This window comes from Massilia sp. METH4 (assembly GCF_037094685.1).
GTDB lineage: Bacteria > Pseudomonadota > Gammaproteobacteria > Burkholderiales > Burkholderiaceae_D > Rugamonas.
The window spans coordinates 4,260,733-4,278,816 of the sequence record NZ_CP146614.1; the positions used below are offsets into that span (position 1 = coordinate 4,260,733).

Here is an 18,084-nt window from a genome sequence, read left to right on the forward strand (position 1 = left end):
TACCTTTCCGACCGGCGAGCCGCAGCAAGGACGGCGCACCCGACCGTGGGTGAAGCACGCACGTCGTCGGGTACTGCCTGGCGGTGACAGGTACCTTCGTCGTGGCGCGACCGCGGCTGCATCGCGCGGGCGCTTGATCGTCGGCAGGGTCGCTCATCCATCTTAAGCAGAACGGTAGCGCCCCGCAATTCGTGCCCTGGCTGCCAGTAGAGTGGGCGCACCATATAACGGAGACAATCGATGGACTTACGCGCCGGTCTGGTCATCGCCGCCATGTGCGCCGCTCTTCTCTTATCCGCCGACGCCACAGCGCAGTCGGCCACTTCGCAAGTAACGTTTGGCGGAACTATCGATACGTACATAGGACGCCAGCAGTTGGCCGGCCAGGCTTCCGCCGCCACGGTCAGCCCCAGTGGACTGACCACGTCGTTCTGGAGCATTTCAGCCGTCGAAGACCTGGGCGGCGGGTTCAAGGCGCAAGCTTTCCTGTCCGCATTCATGCAGCCCGATACGGGCAGTTCAGGGCGCTATCCCGGCGACGCGTTTTTGTCACGCCGTGCATCGGTCGGTATTGCCGGCGCCTTCGGCGAGATAAGCGTCGGCCGCATGGCATCGCCATTTTTCCTGACGATGGTGGGGTTCGATCCGTTCGCTGGCGGCTCGCTGGGTCCGATCTTCCAGCATACCTATCCAGGTGGACAGCCATTGGCGGCGCCGATGCAGGTCGGCGATTCGAGCATCAGCAACATGATAAACTATCAGACACCGGCGCTCCATGGGATCAAGCTGAATGCTTCTTACGGGTTAAGCGAGCAGGCCGGCCAAGGTGACAATGACCGCCTCGGCGCGAGCCTGACCTACACCAATGGCCCCTTGGCCGTTGCGATGGCGATGGAGCGCAACAAAGCCCAGCTTGATCCCGGCGAAACCAGGCAGGATGACGCCATGCTGGCTGCAGCCTACGACTTCGAAAGGGGCAAGGGATTCCTGCAAATAGCGAGGCACAAGAAAAATTCAATGGACATAGAGTACTGGACTTCCATGGTTGGCGCGACGGTTCCGATAGGCGCAGGCAACCTGCTGGTCGCCTGGGGAAGAACGCGCTACGAAGCTGCGGCGCTGAGAAAAAACCGCAGTAGTACGACTGTCGTGTACGACTACGTCCTGTCCCGACGAACCGACATCTATCTCGGACTGGAGAATGACCGGATCACGGGGGCGTCGGTCGGCAACAGCCTGTTCGCCGGCATGCGTCTCAGGTTTTAACGCGCGAAAGCCTAGCACATGCGCCGGCAAGGGGGCCAGACGGTGCTATGGGAGCAGGGCCTGTTCTCTGGCGCAAATGGTTTCGCCGGGCAGGAGTCCAGCGACTTGGGCAAGCTGTTCGGTGCGCAGTGGCAGCCTGTTGGCACCAGAGCACGCTGGTGCCGGTAAGTGCGTATTTCTCTAGTCGACTTCCACTTGCACATCCGCGTGCGCCCAGCCAGTAGATCTTCCAGCAGCTGCTCGCCCGCTGGTTGGAAATAAATTGGAAGGAGCGCCGCCAACCTGCCGGCGGTTCTTGCGCTGCCGGAACCAGACGAACCGCCACGCTGCGGTCCGTCTGCTACTGCTCTCTTCTGATGCTACAGCAGCGGCTCAGGCTGCGCTGAGCATGTGATGCGGGTCGATGACGAACTTCTTCGCCACGCCCGCGTCGAACTCCCCATAGCCCTGCGGTGCCTGGTCCAGGCTGATCACCTGCACGTTGACGATTTCAGCGACATTGATGCGGTCCCACAGGATCGCCTGCATCAGCGCGCGGTTGTACTTCATCACCGGGGTCTGGCCGGTATGGAAGCTGTGCGACTTGGCCCAGCCCAGGCCCAGGCGGATCGACAGGCTGCCGCTCTTCGCGGCCGTATCGACCGCGCCCGGATCATCGGTCACGTACAGGCCCGGAATGCCGATCTTGCCTGCAGCGCGGGTGATCTCCATCAGCGAATTGAGCACCGTGGCCGGCGCTTCGTGCTGCGCGCCCGCATGGCCGTGTCCACGCGCCTCGAAACCGACGCAATCGATCGCGCAATCGACTTCTGGCGTGCCGAGGATCTGCGCGATCTGCTCGCCCAGTGAAGCATCCTGCGACAGGTCGACAGTCTCGAAGCCCACGGCCCTGGCGTGCGCGAGGCGGGCCGGGTTGACGTCGCCGACGATCGTCACGGCCGCGCCCAGCAGGCGTGCCGAGGCCGCCGCCGCCATGCCGACAGGGCCAGCGCCGGCGATATACACGGTGCTGCCCGGACCGACGCCTGCCGTCACCGCGCCGTGGTAGCCGGTCGGCAGGATATCGGACAGGCAAGTAAGGTCGCGGATCTTGACCATCGCCCGGTCGCGATCCGGGAACTTGAGCAGGTTGAAGTCGGCATAAGGCACCATCACGAATTCGGACTGCCCGCCGATCCAGCCGCCCATGTCGACATAGCCGTAGGCGCCGCCCGCGCGCGAGGGGTTCACGCTCAGGCACACGCCGGTATGCTGTTCCTTGCACGTGCGGCAGCGGCCGCAGGCGACGTTGAACGGCACCGAGACCAGGTCGCCGATCCGCAGCGTTTCCACGTCGCGGCCTACCTCGAGGACTTCGCCGGTAATCTCATGGCCGAGCACCAGGCCGGTCTGGGCAGTGGTACGGCCGCGCACCATGTGCTGGTCCGAGCCGCAGATATTGGTCGATACCACGCGCAGGATCACGCCATGTTCGATCTTCCTGCCGTTCGGATCTTCCAGCTTCGGAAAGGGAATCCCCTGGACTTCGACCTTTCCCTGGCCGATATACACCACACCACGATTTTCTGCCATCTTCATCTCCTGTTTGTATTGCTGGGTGGCGACGGCTTTCACGATGTTGTCGTCAAGGCCGCCAATGCTTCAAAATTCGTTAGCAAACTTTGCCATTCACTGCAAGGGCCGGCCGCCATCGACCGGAATCACGGCACCGGTAGTGAATGGCAGGTGGGTCGTCAGTGCCACGACCGCAAGCGCGACCTCGCGCGGATCGGCCAGGCGTTGCAGGGGTGTGCGCCGGGCCTGCTCGTCATGCCATTCGGGGGCCATCGACTTGACGAAATCGGTATCGGACAAACCCGGCGACACCGACACCACGCGTATTGCCGGTGCCAGCGCACGTGCCAGCGATTTCGTCATGTTGTCGACCGCCGCCTTGGAGGCGCAGTACATCACGTTGCTGCCCATGGCGGTGACTGCGGCGATCGACGAAACGTTCACCACCAGTCCGTCGCCGCCGGCGGCGAGCAGTGGGCGCAGCGCGCGAACCGCGGCGAATGGTCCGCGCACGTTGGTGGCCAGCACGCTGTCGATCAACCCATCATCGAGGCCGTCCAGGTCCGCATGTGCCACGAAGCTGGTAGTGCCCGCGCAGTTGACCAGGATGTCGCAGCGCCCATAACGCTCGCCGATGGCCGTTGCCAGGCGGTGCAGGGCGGCGCTGTCCGTCACCGGCGCGGGCAGGGCGGCGTGCCTGGCCCTGGCGGTCGGCAGGCTGGCCGCCAGGGCCAGGGCGCGTTCGGCAGATCTGTTGTAGCCAACCACCACCGTGGCTCCATGACGCGCCAATTCCGTGCATATGGCCGCACCGATCCCGCCAGCTCCACCAGTCACCAGGGCGACTTTGCAGTACAGCGGCGATGTCACATGGTCATTCATGCTGGCTAGCCTTTGCGAATCGGCGCAGGCGAATGTCGGCCTGTTCCTTGTGGCCCGAGAATTGTTCCAGCGCGCACAGGCGTGAGCAGTATTCGCCCACGATCACCGACGCTTCATCGGTCAGGATGCGCTGATAGGTATGGGTCTTGATGAACTTGCCGACCCACAGCCCGCCCGTGTAGCGCCCTGCGCGCATGGTCGGCAGCGTATGATTCGTGCCGATCACCTTGTCGCCGTACGAAACATTGGTCCGGTGGCCCAGGAACAGGCCCCCATAGTTGGTCATTCGCGCCAGGAACCAGTCCGGATCATCTGTCATTACCTGCACGTGCTCGGAACAGATGCGCTCGGATTCCTGCAGCATTTCCTCTTTCGTCTCACACAGGATGATTTCGCCGTAGTCGCGCCACGACACGCTGGCGATCGGTGCGGTGTCCAGGCGCGCCAGCACGGCCTCGATGGCGGCCGGCAGCTCCTCGGCGATCTTGCGACTCGTCGTCACGCAATAGGCGGGGGATGTTGGACCATGCTCGGCCTGGCCGAGCAGGTCGACCGCCACCAGTTCTGCGTCGACGGTGTCGTCGCAAATCACCATCGTCTCGGTCGGGCCGGCGAACAGGTCGATGCCAACGCGGCCGAACAGCTGGCGCTTGGCTTCGGCAACATAGGCGTTACCGGGACCGACGATCATGTCGACAGGGGCAATGTTCTCGGTGCCGATCGCCATCGCCGCCACGCCCTGCACGCCACCGATCACATAGATTTCGTCAGCACCGGCCAATGCCATCGCCGCCACGATTTCGGGGGAAGGCTTGCCGCCAAACGGCGGCGCGCAGGCAATCACGCGCTTGACGCCGGCGACCTTGGCCGTCAGCACGCTCATGTGGGCCGAGGCCAGCAGCGGGTATTTGCCACCCGGGATATAGCAGCCGACCGAATTGACCGGAATATTCTTGTGGCCCAGAATCACGCCGGGCAGCGTTTCCACCTCGATGTCGTGCAGCGCAGCCAGTTGGGCCTCGGCAAAGTTGCGGATCTGGGTCTGGGCAAACTTGATGTCTTCCAGGGCCTGCGGCGAGAGGGCATCGATGCACGCCTGGACTTCCTCCTGGCTCAGCCGCAGCGATGGCGGATTCCACTTGTCGAATTGGTCCGAGTATCTGCGCACTGCCTGTTCGCCATGCCGCTCGATGTCGGCCAGGATCTTTGCGACCGTGCTGCGTACCTCGTTGTCGAGCTCGGCCTTGGCTTTGACCGGTTTACCTTTTTTTAGGTAGGAAATCACCGCTTGTCTCCTGATGTCGGGTTGGTCTGGGTTGTCGACAGGCCATCCGATTACCGGGGCCGACGACCTGTCGAATCCGGCATGCCCCTGCATGCGTTCGAGGGACTCCATTGTTGAAGATGTCTGCAGGGATATTAATCAAGCTGGGCGATTCGCAATAACCGTTTATAACGTTTTGAACTATCGTGAACTCCGGTAGAAATGCCGCCATGCGGATTTCCGTCGCAGGCAGCGTACGCGTCGCCAGGGTGGGTTCAGGAATCCGAAAGGTATGGCTAAATCCGGTAGGTTGAACCGGGATAAACGGTTTTTGGTGTAGTTCCCCCAGCGCTATGATCGTCTCGACAAAAACGAGCTTCGCCAGGAGCCGGACATAAGGAGACCAGTCATGCCCCATTACCACCACATCGTCGCGTCAACCCCCGTCCGCGTTCGAGAGTCGACGGTAGCCGCCTGACTCTCGAGGCGAACCGGCCTGTTGCCAGTGCGGCGGCAACGGCGGTCAGTTCCATAAAGCAGCTTTTTTACACTGCGCCTGCGCCAGGCAGGTGCCCGCTCGGCTGCGCGCTGTGCACGCAGCTTTCATAAAAAAAACTGGCCGGACAGGCCAAACTGGAGACAACAATGCATAGCAAAAGGGCGCCGGCCGATACGCCGCGCATGAACGTAGCGAGGCCACTGCTGCTGGCCTCGATGATGGCCCAGGTGTTCGCCGTACCGTTCGCGCATGGCGGCGAGATCGAGACGTCCGTTCCGGATCTCAAGATACGCTGGGACAACACGGTCAAGTACAGTGCCGCCTTCCGGGTCAAGGATCCGTCCGACCAATTCAAGGCCGATCCGAACCAGGATGACGGCACGCGCAATTTCGATCGCGGCCTGGTCTCGAACCGGCTCGACCTGCTGTCCGAATTCGACGCCACCTACAATAACTTCGGTCTGCGCCTGAGCGGTGCCGCCTGGTACGACACCGAATACACCGGTACCAACGACAACGACAGCGCGCCGGGCACGGGCAATGCCTTCGGCGTCGCGTACAACCGCTTTTCGGCCGGTACACGCAAGGTCAATGGCCGCGACGTGGAGTTGCTGGACGCTTTTGTTTCCGCCCGCTTCGAGCCCGGCGGCACGCCGGTCACGGTGCGCGTCGGTCGCCATGCGCTGCTGTGGGGCGAGAGCATGTTTTTCGGCAGCAATGGCATTGCCGCCGGTCAGGCGCCGACGGACGTCAGCAAGGCCCTGTCCGTGCCGAACCTGCGCTTTAACGAACTGATTCGCCCGGACAACCAGGTGTCGGGCCAGGTCCAGATCAGCCCGACTCTCGCGCTGGCCGGCTACTACAAGCTTGGCTGGGAGGGTAATCGCATGCCCGGCACGGGCAGCTACTTCGCCGGTGTCGCCACCGATTTCGTGTTGCCCGGATCCGACATGCTGTACATACCTGGCGCCGGTACCGCGGCTTTCCTCGGCCGTGCCCGCGACATGGAGCCTGGCGACTCGGGGCAGGGTGGCCTGCAACTGAAATATCGCCCCGAGAACAGCGACGTCGACTTCGGTTTCTACGCGCTGCAATACAACGAACGCGGCTTCCAGGTCCTCCTCAAGCCGGGGTACTTCAGCGCGCCGCCGATAGCGCCAAACCAGGTGGGCGAGTACCAGCTGGTCTATCACAAGCACGTGCGCACCTTTGGGCTCAGCGCGAGCACGTCGGTCGGCAACGTGAATTTTGCCGGCGAAGTCTCGGTGCACCGCAATCTAGGCCTGCAAAGCACGGCGCAGGTCGACCTCGGCGGCACCAGCGACAACGACAAGAATCCGCTATACGCGGTGGGCAATTCGGTGCAGGCACAGTTCTCGTGGATCGCGTCGCTGGGGCCGAGCTTCATCGCTGCCGAGGCGAGCTGGGTCGGCGAAGTTGCATGGAACCGTCGAACCAGTATCACGAAGAACGCCGCTGCGCTCGATCCCAACTCCACGCGCAGCGCGTGGTCGCTGCGCACGATATACGAGCCGAGCTACCGCCAGGTCCGGCCGGGACTGGACATTAGCGTCCCGGTCGGCCTCGGATACTCGCCAAGTGGCCGTTCCAGCGTCGTGGGTGCCTTCAGCACGCCGCGCAGCGGCGATGTCAATGTCGGCATCAATGGTACGTACCTGGATGCATGGCGCATCGGCTTGAGCTATACGCACTATTTCGGCAGCGCCAATACCTTCCTGGTACCGATCTCGCTGGCCAACCAGACCTACGGACAAGGCCTGAAGGACCGCGACTATATCGCGCTGTCCGTGCGACGCACTTTCTAAAGTAACGAGGAGACCATCATGACCTACGAGACCACCAAGACCATTGCGGCCATCTGCGGCGCGCTCCTGCTGGGGACTGCCGCGCATGCGGCCACCCCGGAGGAGGCCGCTCAACTGAAGGCGACGCTGACGCCGCTCGGCGGCGAACGCGCCGGAAACAAGGATGGCACCATCCCGGCCTGGGACGGCGGCTTCACCAAAGCGATGCCCGGCTTTGCCAATGGCGGCAAGCGCGGCGACCCGTTTGCCAGCGAAAAGCCGCTGTACACCATCACTGCCAAGAATGCCGCGCAATATGCGGACAAGCTTTCCGATGGCGTGAAGGAGATGCTGAGGAAGTATCCCGACACCTATCGCCTCGACATCTACCCGACCCATCGCACCGCTGCCGCGCCCCAGTGGGTCTACGACAATACGGCCAGGAACGCGGTCAATGGCAAGCTGAACGGTCAAACCCCGGAAGGCATCTACGGCGGCATTCCGTTCCCGATCCCGAAGAGCGGCGCGGAAGCGATGTGGAACCACTCGCTGCGCTGGCGAGGTACGGACTGGCATGCCGATTTCCGTGGCATCCAGGTCACGGCAGATGGCAAGCCGGTCGTGACCGTCGATGGCCGCGGGGACTTCCAGATGCCGTACTACAGCAAGGACGGCGACGCCGCCGCGTTCAACGGCGAGTACTGGCTGATCCGCCTGGTCAACGCCGGCCCGCCAATCCGTGCCGGCGAAGCGATCCTCGGCCGTGAGAACCTGAAGGCCGAAAAGAGCCAGGCGTGGGTTTACCTCACCGGGCAGCGCCGCGTCAGGAAGCTTCCCGTCGCCTGCTGCGACACCCCGACTCCGGCCACGGCCGGCATCATGTCCTTCGACGAGGTCGATGTCTTCACCGGGCGCCTCGACCGCTTCGACTGGAAGCTGGTCGGGAAGAAGGAGATGTATATCCCTTATAACGCCAACAAGATGCTGCAGCCCAAAATCGCGGACCTGCTTGGCAAGAACCACCTGAACCCGGACTACATCCGCTGGGAGCTGCACCGCGTCTGGGTGGTCGAGGCCAGCCTAGCACCCGGCAAGCGCCACCAGGCGCCAAAGGGCCGCTACTACCTCGACGAGGATACCTGGACCGCCGTGCTTGGCGACCGCTGGGATGCCAACGGCCAGCTATGGAAAACCATGTTCGCCAACCCGATCGTCATGCCGGACCTGCCGGCCACCGCCCCGCCGCAGCAGTTCGGTTTCTACGACCTCGTGTCGGGCGCCTGGTACGTGAATGGGGTGATGAACGAGAAAGCCGAGCAGTACAAGGTCATGCCCCGCTATGGCAACACCGTATTCACACCGGAAGCCATGGCAGGCGAAGGGCAGCGCTGACGGGTCGTCGCAGACCGGGGCTGGCCATGCCTGGCCCCGTCAAGGAGCAAACATGTACAAACATCTATTTTTTTTGAGGCGCCTGCTGCTCGGCATCGTCACGGCCGGCATGTTCGCATGCGGCAAGGCGGTTGCCGCGGCCCCGGCAACCGTCGCCGACCCGCTGGACCGGCCCGCTGTGATGGTGCGCGTACCCGGAAACGCCTACCTGACAGGGCTTGCGCAAGCGGGCAAGCGCCTGGTGGGTGTCGGCGAACGCGGCATCATCGTGCTGTCGGACGACGGCGGCACCACCTGGCGCCAGGCAAAATCGCCGACCAGCGTCACGCTGGCCGCGGTGCAGTTCCCGACGCCCACCCAGGGCTGGGCCGTGGGCCATTATGGCGTCATCCTGCATAGCGCCGACGGCGGCGAGAGCTGGACGCGTCAGCTGGACGGCATGCAGGCCGCGCAGCTCGCCCTTGCCGATGCCCAGTCTCGTTCCGCGCCGGGCGATGACGGCCGCTACCTGGCCGAGGCCAAGCGCCTGGTCGCCGATGGCGCCGACAAACCCTTTCTTGGGGTGCATTTTGCCGATGCCCGCAACGGTTTCGCGGTGGGGGCCTACAACCTGGCGTTTCGCACCCGCGATGGCGGCAAGACCTGGCAGCCCTGGCTGAGCCGGCTTGACAACGCGCGTGGCAACCACCTGTACGCCGTCCAGGCGGCTCGCAACGCTGTCTACATCGCTGGCGAACAGGGTGTGCTGCTGCGGTCACTCGATGACGGGGAGCGCTTCGAACGCCTGGACACCGGCTACAAGGGCAGTTTCTTTGCGCTGGCCGTGCGCGGTGCCGAAGTCGTGCTCGCCGGTTTGCGCGGCAACGCATTCCGCTCTGCCGATCGCGGAGACACCTGGGAAAAGCTCGTCGTGCCGGTGCCGGTGTCGATCACCGCGCTCGGTAGGCGCTTGGACGGCACTCTTCTGCTGGCGAACCAGGCGGGCCAGCTCCTGGCGACGACAGGCAGCACTGCCGCCATGGTTCCGTTGCCGACGGGCGGCCTGCCGCCACTTAATGACATCGTGGTGCAGCCTGACGGCAGCATTGTCGCCGCCAGCATGTTCGGCGCGATTCGCCTGCCTGCGCTTCCCCCGACCAAGCCCACCCCCCCCACGCCATCTCATTCGATTGCCGCAAAATGATACCGACCCCACCCTCCGACCGCAGCGGCGTGACCGGTCTCGCCAGCTTCGATCCGCAGTCCGGGTCCTGGCTCGAGCGGCTGCTGTTCAACCATCGCCTGATCGTGGTCCTCCTGTGCGCGCTCGTCACCGGCATGCTCGGCTACCAGGCCAGCAAGTTGCGCCTGAACGCCAGTTTCGAAAAGACGATTCCGACCAGCCATCCGTTCATCGCCAATTATCTCAAGTACCGCAAGGAATTGAGCGGCCTTGGCAATGCCGTGCGCATCGTGGTCGTCAACCCGGCCGGCACGATCTACGACCGCCGTTACCTCGACACGCTTGCCCGGATCAACGACGAGGTCTTCCTCCTGCCGGGCGTCGAGCGGCCGTTCATGAAATCGCTGTGGACGCCGAACACGCGCTGGACCGGGGTCACGGAAGAGGGCCTCGAAGGTGGCCCGGTCATCCCCGAGGACTATGATGGCGGCGCGGGCAGCCTGCACAGGCTCGAGGCAAATGTCGCACGCTCCAACGAAATCGGCCAGACCATTGCGCTCGATGCGAAGTCGAGCGTCATCTACGTACCGCTCGGCGAGGTCGATGCGCAAGGTAGGCCGCTCGATTACCGGGCACTATCGGCGGCGCTGGAAGAAATCCGCGCAAAGTACGAGCAGCAGGGCGTACGGATCCATGTGACAGGCTTCGCCAAGGTCGTCGGCGACCTGATCGATGGCGTGCGTCAAGTATTGATGTTCTTTGCCGTCGCCATCCTCATTGCTGCCGCCATGGTGTACTGGTTTACCCGCTGCGTGCGGTCGACCGCCCTGGTCGTGATCAGCTCGCTGATCGCGGTGACATGGCAGCTCGGCCTGCTGCCGACGCTCGGTTATGCCCTCGATCCGTATTCGATGCTGGTACCGTTCCTGATCTTCGCGATCGGCATGAGCCATGGCGCCCAGAAGATGAACGGCATCATGCAGGACATCGGCCGCGGCGCTCACAAGCTGGTGGCGGCGCGCTTCACTTTCCGCCGCCTGTTCCTGGCTGGCCTGACCGCCTTGCTGGCCGACGCGGTAGGCTTCGCGGTGCTGCTGGTGATCGACATCCAGGTCATCAAGGAACTGGCGGTGGCCGCCAGCATGGGTGTGGCGGCACTGATCTTCACCAACCTGATCCTGCTGCCGATCCTGCTTTCCTACACGGGCGTGAGCCGGAAAGCGGCGGCGCGCAGCCTGCGCGCCGAAGTGGCAGAAGCCTGCGGGGGCGAGAAGGAGGGCCTGTGGCGCTTCCTCGACCTGTTCACCCGCAAACGCTACGCCACGCTGGCGGTGCTGGGCGCGGTGGTGATCGGCGCTGGCGGCCTCGTCGCGAGCCTGCGCCTGAATATCGGTGACCTCGATCCCGGCGCACCGGAATTGCGGGCCGACTCCCGCTACAACCGCGATGTCGCCTACATGAACGCCCATTATGGCGCCGGCAGCGACATCTATGCCGTGCTGGTGAAAACCCCGGACAACGGGGGCTGTTCCAGCTACGACGTGCTCAAACGCGTCGACGCGCTCGAGTGGGAGCTGCGCCAGCTCGAAGGCGTGGAATCGGTCAATACGCTGGCGCTGCTGAACCGGCGTATGTTGAGCGGTCTGAACGAAGCCAATCCGAAGTGGTACGAGCTGGTCAAGAACCAGGAAATGCTGAACACGGTTACGGCCGGCGCACCGCGAGGCCTGTACAACGAATCGTGCGGCCTCCTGACCATGTATGTCTTCCTGAAAGATCACCGTGCAGGCACGCTGGCGCGCGTGGTCGATCACGTGGAGCGCTTCGCAGCATCCAACAACACGGCCGACGTCCAGTTCCTGCAGGCAGCCGGCAGTGCCGGCATCGAGGCGGCCACCAACATCGTCGTGAAGCGCGCCTGGAACGAGATGCTGTTGCTGGTCTACGGCGCGGTGGTCGTGCTGTCCTTCGTCACATTCCGTTCGTGGCGCGCGGTCGTCGTGGCAGTGCTGCCGCTGATGCTCACTTCGGTGCTGGCCGAAGCCCTGATGGTCTTCCTCGGCATGGGCGTGAAGGTGGCGACGCTGCCGGTGATTGCCCTGGGTGTCGGCATTGGCATCGACTATGCGCTGTACATCCTGAGCGTCGTGCAGGCGCGCATGAAGGAAGGCATGAGTCTGTCGGAAGCCTACTACCGGGCACTGCTGTTCACCGGCAAGGTGGTAATGCTCACCGGCGTCACCCTGGCCGTCGGCGTGGCGACCTGGGCATTTTCGCCGATCAAGTTCCAGGCCGACATGGGCATCCTGCTCGGATTCATGTTCCTCGTGAACATGCTGGGCGCCCTGGTCCTGTTACCCGCGCTCAGCCATTTCCTGTTGCCGAAGCAGGGGCAGGGCACCGTGCCCGAAAGCGCGCTCGCTGCAAGCCGGACCACCGACCTGCAGCGGTCCGTGACCAACGTCGCTGGATAAACCGGTGTCCCGGATGTTGCCGGGACGCCTTCTCACCATAGAAAGCTGATCAAGATGTTCAAATATTTCCCTACCAATTACGTGTGGAACCTGTCGATCAACCTGGCCCTGGAAATGGGCGCCAGGGTCGGCGAGATCGAGGAAATGTGCGCCCCCCTGCAGGAGGCAGCCACCCAGCCCGACGCGGCCGGCACGAAGGCATTCCGCGAGACCTGGGTCCGGATGGCTGACAAACTGTGTGGCTTGGCCGAGGAAGACGAGACACTCGGCCGCTTGATCTCGGCCGGCGACAAGTACGGTCGTGCGTCGACCTACTACATCACGGCCGAGCGTCTGCTTGCGCACGGCTCGCCGGGCCGCATTGAACTGTACAAGCGCTTCATCGACGTGTTCAACAAGAGCGTCCGCCTGGCAGGCGAGAACTGCGAGCGCGTCGAGATCCCTTACGACAACGCGCATATTGCCGGCCTGTACACCCGTGCCGAAGGCGTTGGCCGCCCTGCGCCGCTGCTGGTGCAGGTAAACGGCCTTGATTCGACTAAGGAGATGAAATACCGCGTCGGACTGCCGCGGTGGCTCGCGCAGCGTGGCGTTTCGTCGCTGGTGATCGACCAGCCGGGCAGCGGCGAGGCGCTGCGCTTGCACGACATGCATGCGGTCTTCGACAGCGAGCGCTGGGCCAGCAAGGTAGTCGACTGGCTGGAAACGCGCGCCGACGTGGACCCGAAGCGCATTGGCCTCGAAGGCGTGTCGCTGGGCGGTTATTTTTGCCCGCGTGCGGTAGCCTTCGAGCCGCGCTTCGCCTGTGGTGTTGCGTGGGGGGGCAACCACGACTGGCGCGACGTGCAGAAGAAGCGGCTGGCCAAAGAAGGTTCCTTCCCGGTGCCGCACTACTGGGAGCACGTGCGCTGGGTATGGGGCGCGAAGGACCAGGACGACTTCATGCGAATCGCGGAGAACGTGCACCTGGATGGCGTGCTGGACCGCATCAAAGTGCCGTTCCTGGTGACGCACGGCAGCAAGGACTCGCAGATTCCGCTGCACTGGGCGGAGCGCACCTACGAACAGCTCGTCAACAGCCCGAAGCGCGAACTGAAGATTTTCACTGAGCGCGAGGGGGGGGTGCAGCACTCCAGCTTCGACAATTCCGCCAATGCAGGCGCCTTCATCGCCGACTGGGTTGCCGAGACGCTCGGCGGACGCACCGCCCTGTAATTCACACGTTTGATCAAATTGAAAGATAGCGAACCATGAATATCATCGGACCCGATGCACTGCTGTTCGGCGTCGACGACGTCGCCGCCTGCGCGCAATACCTTACCGACTACGGCCTGAAGCCGGTCGATGCCGGCCCCGGCGGCGGCCGTTTCGAGGCTCTCGACGGCAGCGCAATCATCCTGGCGCACAAGGATTCGCCGCTGCTGCCACCGGCAATGCCCACCTCCAGCATGCTGCGCAAGACGATCTACGGCGTGGCCGACCACGCCACCCTCGACGCTATCGCCGGCGAACTTGGGCGGGATCGCGAAGTGCGCAGCCTGCCTGACGGCAGCGTCGAAAGCGTCGACGACGCCGGCTTCGTACTGGGTTTCCAGATCACCGTGCGGCGCCAGCTCGACATGCCGGCCGAGCGCGTCAACGCGCCTGGCTCGCCAGGCCGTCCGGTCAACCATTTCGCGGTCGACGAAGCGAATCCGGCCTTGCCGCGCACGCTGTCGCACGTCGTGTATTTCGTGCCCGACGCGGCGCAGGCCGAAGCTTTTTATGTGAACCGTCTCGGCTTCGCATGTACCGACCGCCTGATTGGCGCAGGCCCTTTCCTGCGCCCGGCCGGCACGCTGGACCACCATACCCTGTTCATGATCCAGACGCCCCCGTTCATGAAGGGCATCGAGCACTTCACCTTCCACATGGGCGGGCCAACCGACGTCATGCACGCCGGCACGCGCTTCGTGAACAAGGGCTACCAGTCGTTCTGGGGACCGGGGCGCCACAAGATGGGCTCGAACTGGTTCTGGTACTTCAACAGCCCGCTGGGCTGCCATGTCGAGTACGACGCGGACATGGACCTGCACGACGACAGCTGGCAAGCCCGCGAGGTACCGATCAGCGCCGATGCCTCGCAACTGTTCCTGTTCGAGATGCGCGACAAGTGGGCGCCGGGCGGCCCGCCGCCGGGTGCGGCAGGCGCGGCCGAGCGTCACTAGGCGGGGCAGGGGAGAGCGCAATGGCCCGCTTCTACCTCGGCCCGGCCAGCGCCATCGCCGAAGGCACATCGGTCGGGTACGACCCGCAAGGGACGGGCCGCGACAGTGTGCTGGTGGTGCGCAAGGATGGCCGCCTGTACGGCTATCTCGACCGCTGCCCGCACTACGGCGACACACCCATGGCCTGGCGCAAGGATGCCTACTTGAACGGCGAAGGCACGCGCATCGTGTGCGCGGCGCACGGAGCGCAATTTTCCATCGAGAGCGGTGCCTGCACGCTGGGGCCGTGCCTGGGCCGGTCACTGCGGCGGGTGCCGCTCGCGGTTGACGCAGACAACAGCATTCATGCAGAACTAGAAGACGTTTAAGGAGACACATCATGGCAGCAGCAAACCGGGTACTCATCATCGGCGGCGGTTTTTCCGGCATGTCGGCGGCAATTGAATTGCGCAAGCGCGGCGTCGAGGTGGATCTCGTGGAAATCGATCCGGGCTGGCGTTCGTATGGCGCCGGTATCAGCTTGGGCGGGGCGACGCTGCGGGCGTTCCGGACGCTCGGCATACTCGATGAATTCCTGCGCCGCGGCGCGGCGTCGGATGGCGTCGACGTGTTTCTCGCCAACGGCGCGCAGGTCGCGACGCTGCCCACCCCTCGGGTAGCCGGCCCGGACGTTCCCGGGGGCGGGGCGATCCTTCGCCCCGTACTGGCGGCCATCCTCGCGGATGCGACACGCGCATCGGGGGCCGGCGTTCGCCTCGGCTGTACCTTCACGACGATCGCGCATGACGAAGGAGGCGTCGATGTGGGCTTCAGCGACGGCAGCAGTGGCCGCTACGACCTGGTGATCGGCGCCGACGGCCTGTATTCGAAGGTACGCGATGTGCTGTTCCCGGATGCGCCGAAACCGAAATACAGCGGGCAAGGCGTCTGGCGCGCTGTGCTGCCGCGCCCACCGGAAGTCGAGCGCGCCGGAATGTGGCTCGGACCGAAGGTCAAGACTGGCGTGAACCCTGTGTCTGCCAGCGAAATGTACCTGTTCGTGACGGAAGACCGTGCCGAAAACACACACGTCGACCCGTTGCGCTTCGTACCGATGCTGAAGGATCTGCTGGCGCCGTTCCCGGCCCCGCTGATGCAGGCGATCCGTGGACAGCTCGACGAATCGTCGCAGGTGATCTACCGGCCGCTCGAAGCGCTGCTGATGCCCCAGCCCTGGAGCGTCGGCCGCGTTGTGCTGATCGGCGATACCGTGCACGCGACCACGCCGCACATGGCCTCTGGTGCCTGCATCGGTATCGAGGATGCGCTGGTGCTGGCCCAGGAACTGGATAAGACCACCGAAGTGACGGGCGCGCTGGCAGCGTTCCAGGCACGGCGCTGGGACCGTTGTCGCATGGTGGTCGAGAACTCCTGCCGCCTTGGCGAGATCGAGATCGCCGGCGGCGACAAGGAAGAACATGGCCGCATCATGCGCGAGACGCTGATGAGCCTGGCGGGCCCCATCTGACCCGACCTGGCGGCCGTCCTTTACGGGACGCCCCCCGATGACCGAGTTGACGCAGGAGAACATCATGGCCAGACGATTCGTGGATCTGTCGATCTACCTTGAGAACGAAGTACTATCCGATCCGCCGCCGCTGGCGCCGAAGATCACCTACCAGACACATGCGGACACGCTGCCGGAATTCATGGCGATGATCCCCGGCACGGCTGCGCAGGACTATCCCGACGGTGAGGCCGCCGCCGCGGAATGGGTGACGCTGACCACCCACAGCGGCACCCACCTGGACGCGCCGTATCATTTTCACTCGACGATGGATGCCAGGAACGGCGGGAAGAAGCCCTCGCTCACGATCGATGAGGTGCCGCTGGAATGGTGCTTCCAGCCCGGCGTGAAACTCGATTTTCGTCATTTTCCGGACGGCTATGTCGCCACCGCCGCCGACGTGGAAGAAGAACTGGCGCGAATCGGCCACAGCCTGCAGCCGCTCCATATCGTGGTGGTCAATACGCGCGCCGGCAGCCGCTACGGCCATGGCGACTATGTGTCGGCGGGCTGCGGAATGGGCTACGACGCCACCATGTACCTGCTCGAGCGCGGCGTGCGCCTGACCGGCACCGACGCATGGAGCTGGGACGCGCCGTTCGCGTATACGGCAAAGAAAATCGCCGAAACGGGCGACAAGTCGCTGATCTGGGAAGGCCACAAGGCTGGGCGCGATATCGGCTACTGCCACTTGGAGAAACTGCACCAGCTCGAAGCGTTGCCCGGCAACGGTTTCTTCATCAGCTGTTTCCCGCATAAGGTGCGCCGGGGTTCCGCCGGGTGGACGCGGGCGGTGGCAATCTTCGACGATGCGCTGCTGACATTGCCGCGCTGAAGCAAAACTTTACTATTCAAACTGCGTTCCGTGCCACGGGACGCCTGCACAAGGAGACAAACATGGCATTTCTACGCAACGCATGGTACGTCGCTGCATGGGACAACGAAATCCCGGCCGACGCCCTGTTCCAGCGCACCCTGCTGAACGAATCGGTGCTGCTCTTTCGCGACGACGCCGGTGTGGTACAGGCGATCTCGAACCGCTGCGCGCACCGTTTTGCGCCCCTGCATATGGGCAAACGCGTGGCCAACGGGGTCCAGTGCCCATACCATGGCCTGCAGTTCGACGGTAGCGGAAAATGCACCGGCAATCCGCATGGCGACGGCAAGATCCCGACGGCAGCGGTCGTGAAGAGCTACCCGGTGGTCGAGAAATACAGCACGATCTGGATCTGGATGGGCGACGCCGCGAATGCCGATGCAGCGCTGATTCCCGACTTCTCCTGCATGGATCCGGAGCACTTTTACGTCGGCAAGCGCTACCTGCATGCCAAGGCAAACTACGTGCTCGAGAGTGACAACATCCTGGACCTGAGCCATATCCAGTACCTGCATCCGGGCACCCTCGGCAGCGAGACGGTATCGAATGCGATCACCAGCGTCAAGCAGGTCGGCAATACTGTGTACTCGAACCGCCAGACCGTGGCTGAGATCATGCCGGATTTCCTGTATGCCGCGATGGGCATCCCGCATGGCCAGCCAGTGGACCGCTGGATCGACGTGCGCTGGGATGCACCCGCGAACATGCTGCTCGACGCCGGCGCGGTGGCGACCGGCGGCGAGCGCAGCGCTGGCAAGTCGTTCCCGCTGCCGCACCTGTTCACCCCGGAGACCGACACCAGCACCCACTACTGGTTCTCCTTCTGCGTCCCGAAGGCCCTGGGCGAATTCGCCAAGCAGGTCGCAGAGGAACAGGTGCAGGCATTGAGCGTGCCATTTACCAACGAGGATCTGCCGATGCTCGAGGCGCAACAGCAGATGATGGGCGACGCCGATTTCTGGTCCTTGAAGCCGGTGCTCCTGCCGGGAGACGCCGGTGCGATTCGTGCGCGCCGGGTGCTCGACACGCTGATCGCTGCCGAACAGAAGCGCGCCGCGCAGCAGCCGCTCCAGGAACCGGCGGTGGTGCCGGTCCCGGTCCGGGCGCCAGTGTCATCGCACTGATGCTTTTTGCGGCAGTACGCGGCGCAGACCGT

Annotated in this window: 14 protein-coding genes; 11 read left to right on the forward strand and 3 right to left on the reverse strand. The window is 63.9% G+C overall.

The features are described 5' to 3' along the window. Window positions 1–240 precede the first annotated feature (240 nt). Window positions 241–1,266 carry a porin gene (locus V6Z91_RS18810; RefSeq protein WP_338759549.1) on the forward strand — a complete coding sequence of 342 codons (1,026 nt, stop codon included), beginning with the start codon at window positions 241–243 and terminating at the stop codon, window positions 1,264–1,266. A 372-nt stretch (window positions 1,267–1,638) separates the two neighbouring features. Here V6Z91_RS18810 and fdhA read toward each other — a convergent pair whose 3' ends face one another. The 3 genes from fdhA to hisD form a co-directional block, all read right to left on the reverse strand. Then, on the reverse strand, window positions 1,639–2,838 hold the full coding sequence (gene fdhA / locus V6Z91_RS18815) for a formaldehyde dehydrogenase, glutathione-independent (RefSeq protein WP_338759358.1): 1,200 nt from the start codon (window positions 2,836–2,838) through the stop codon (window positions 1,639–1,641). A gap of 96 nt (window positions 2,839–2,934) precedes the next feature. Then, on the reverse strand, window positions 2,935–3,702 hold the full coding sequence (locus tag V6Z91_RS18820) for an SDR family oxidoreductase (protein WP_338759551.1): 768 nt from the start codon (window positions 3,700–3,702) through the stop codon (window positions 2,935–2,937). After that, on the reverse strand, window positions 3,695–4,987 hold the full coding sequence (gene hisD, locus V6Z91_RS18825; protein WP_338771932.1) for a histidinol dehydrogenase: 1,293 nt from the start codon (window positions 4,985–4,987) through the stop codon (window positions 3,695–3,697). Before hisD ends, V6Z91_RS18820 begins: the two co-directional genes overlap by 8 nt. A gap of 624 nt (window positions 4,988–5,611) precedes the next feature. Here hisD and V6Z91_RS18830 point away from each other — a divergent pair. From V6Z91_RS18830 to V6Z91_RS18875, 10 genes are all read left to right on the forward strand, one after another. Next, window positions 5,612–7,291, forward strand: coding sequence for a DUF1302 family protein (locus V6Z91_RS18830; protein WP_338759553.1), 1,680 nt, complete (start codon window positions 5,612–5,614; stop codon window positions 7,289–7,291). An 18-nt stretch (window positions 7,292–7,309) separates the two neighbouring features. Further along, window positions 7,310–8,662, forward strand: coding sequence for a DUF1329 domain-containing protein (locus V6Z91_RS18835; RefSeq protein WP_338759555.1), 1,353 nt, complete (start codon window positions 7,310–7,312; stop codon window positions 8,660–8,662). Between the two features lie 52 nt (window positions 8,663–8,714). Then, a complete protein-coding gene (locus V6Z91_RS18840) occupies window positions 8,715–9,845 on the forward strand; it encodes a YCF48-related protein (protein ID WP_338759558.1) in 1,131 nt (376 codons plus the stop codon). Next, window positions 9,842–12,298 (forward strand): MMPL family transporter, encoded by a 2,457-nt coding sequence (locus tag V6Z91_RS18845; protein WP_338759561.1) that lies wholly within the window; start codon window positions 9,842–9,844, stop codon window positions 12,296–12,298. The genes V6Z91_RS18840 and V6Z91_RS18845 overlap by 4 nt, the downstream gene beginning before the upstream one ends. A gap of 54 nt (window positions 12,299–12,352) precedes the next feature. Then, on the forward strand, window positions 12,353–13,513 hold the full coding sequence (locus tag V6Z91_RS18850; protein ID WP_338759564.1) for a prolyl oligopeptidase family serine peptidase: 1,161 nt from the start codon (window positions 12,353–12,355) through the stop codon (window positions 13,511–13,513). A gap of 35 nt (window positions 13,514–13,548) precedes the next feature. After that, the gene (locus tag V6Z91_RS18855) at window positions 13,549–14,505 is read left to right on the forward strand and encodes a VOC family protein (RefSeq protein WP_338759567.1); all 957 of its coding nucleotides are present in this window, start codon (window positions 13,549–13,551) and stop codon (window positions 14,503–14,505) included. 20 nt (window positions 14,506–14,525) lie between these two features. Then, window positions 14,526–14,873: a Rieske 2Fe-2S domain-containing protein gene (locus V6Z91_RS18860; protein WP_338759570.1), complete on the forward strand. Its 348-nt coding sequence runs from the start codon at window positions 14,526–14,528 to the stop codon at window positions 14,871–14,873. Between the two features lie 8 nt (window positions 14,874–14,881). Beyond that, window positions 14,882–16,012: an FAD-dependent oxidoreductase gene (locus tag V6Z91_RS18865; RefSeq protein WP_338771935.1), complete on the forward strand. Its 1,131-nt coding sequence runs from the start codon at window positions 14,882–14,884 to the stop codon at window positions 16,010–16,012. Between the two features lie 64 nt (window positions 16,013–16,076). Then, complete coding sequence (locus V6Z91_RS18870) at window positions 16,077–16,886, forward strand: cyclase family protein (RefSeq protein ID WP_338759573.1); 810 nt, start codon at window positions 16,077–16,079, stop codon at window positions 16,884–16,886. A 62-nt stretch (window positions 16,887–16,948) separates the two neighbouring features. Continuing rightward, complete coding sequence (locus V6Z91_RS18875; RefSeq protein ID WP_338759576.1) at window positions 16,949–18,052, forward strand: aromatic ring-hydroxylating dioxygenase subunit alpha; 1,104 nt, start codon at window positions 16,949–16,951, stop codon at window positions 18,050–18,052. The last annotated feature ends 32 nt before the right edge of the window (window positions 18,053–18,084 follow it).

Bases quoted from the DNA above. Each gene is read 5' to 3' on its own strand.
- V6Z91_RS18830 (WP_338759553.1), top strand. From the start codon at position 5,612: ATGCATAGCAAAAGGGCGCCGGCCGATACGCCGCGCATGAACGTAGCG.
- V6Z91_RS18860 (WP_338759570.1), top strand. From the start codon at position 14,526: ATGGCCCGCTTCTACCTCGGCCCGGCCAGCGCCATCGCCGAAGGCACA.
- V6Z91_RS18840 (WP_338759558.1), top strand. From the start codon at position 8,715: ATGTACAAACATCTATTTTTTTTGAGGCGCCTGCTGCTCGGCATCGTC.
- V6Z91_RS18850 (WP_338759564.1), top strand. From the start codon at position 12,353: ATGTTCAAATATTTCCCTACCAATTACGTGTGGAACCTGTCGATCAAC.
- V6Z91_RS18835 (WP_338759555.1), top strand. From the start codon at position 7,310: ATGACCTACGAGACCACCAAGACCATTGCGGCCATCTGCGGCGCGCTC.
- V6Z91_RS18870 (WP_338759573.1), top strand. From the start codon at position 16,077: ATGGCCAGACGATTCGTGGATCTGTCGATCTACCTTGAGAACGAAGTA.
- V6Z91_RS18810 (WP_338759549.1), top strand. From the start codon at position 241: ATGGACTTACGCGCCGGTCTGGTCATCGCCGCCATGTGCGCCGCTCTT.
- V6Z91_RS18845 (WP_338759561.1), top strand. From the start codon at position 9,842: ATGATACCGACCCCACCCTCCGACCGCAGCGGCGTGACCGGTCTCGCC.
- V6Z91_RS18820 (WP_338759551.1), bottom strand. From the start codon at position 3,702: ATGAATGACCATGTGACATCGCCGCTGTACTGCAAAGTCGCCCTGGTG.
- V6Z91_RS18875 (WP_338759576.1), top strand. From the start codon at position 16,949: ATGGCATTTCTACGCAACGCATGGTACGTCGCTGCATGGGACAACGAA.
- V6Z91_RS18855 (WP_338759567.1), top strand. From the start codon at position 13,549: ATGAATATCATCGGACCCGATGCACTGCTGTTCGGCGTCGACGACGTC.
- fdhA (WP_338759358.1), bottom strand. From the start codon at position 2,838: ATGGCAGAAAATCGTGGTGTGGTGTATATCGGCCAGGGAAAGGTCGAA.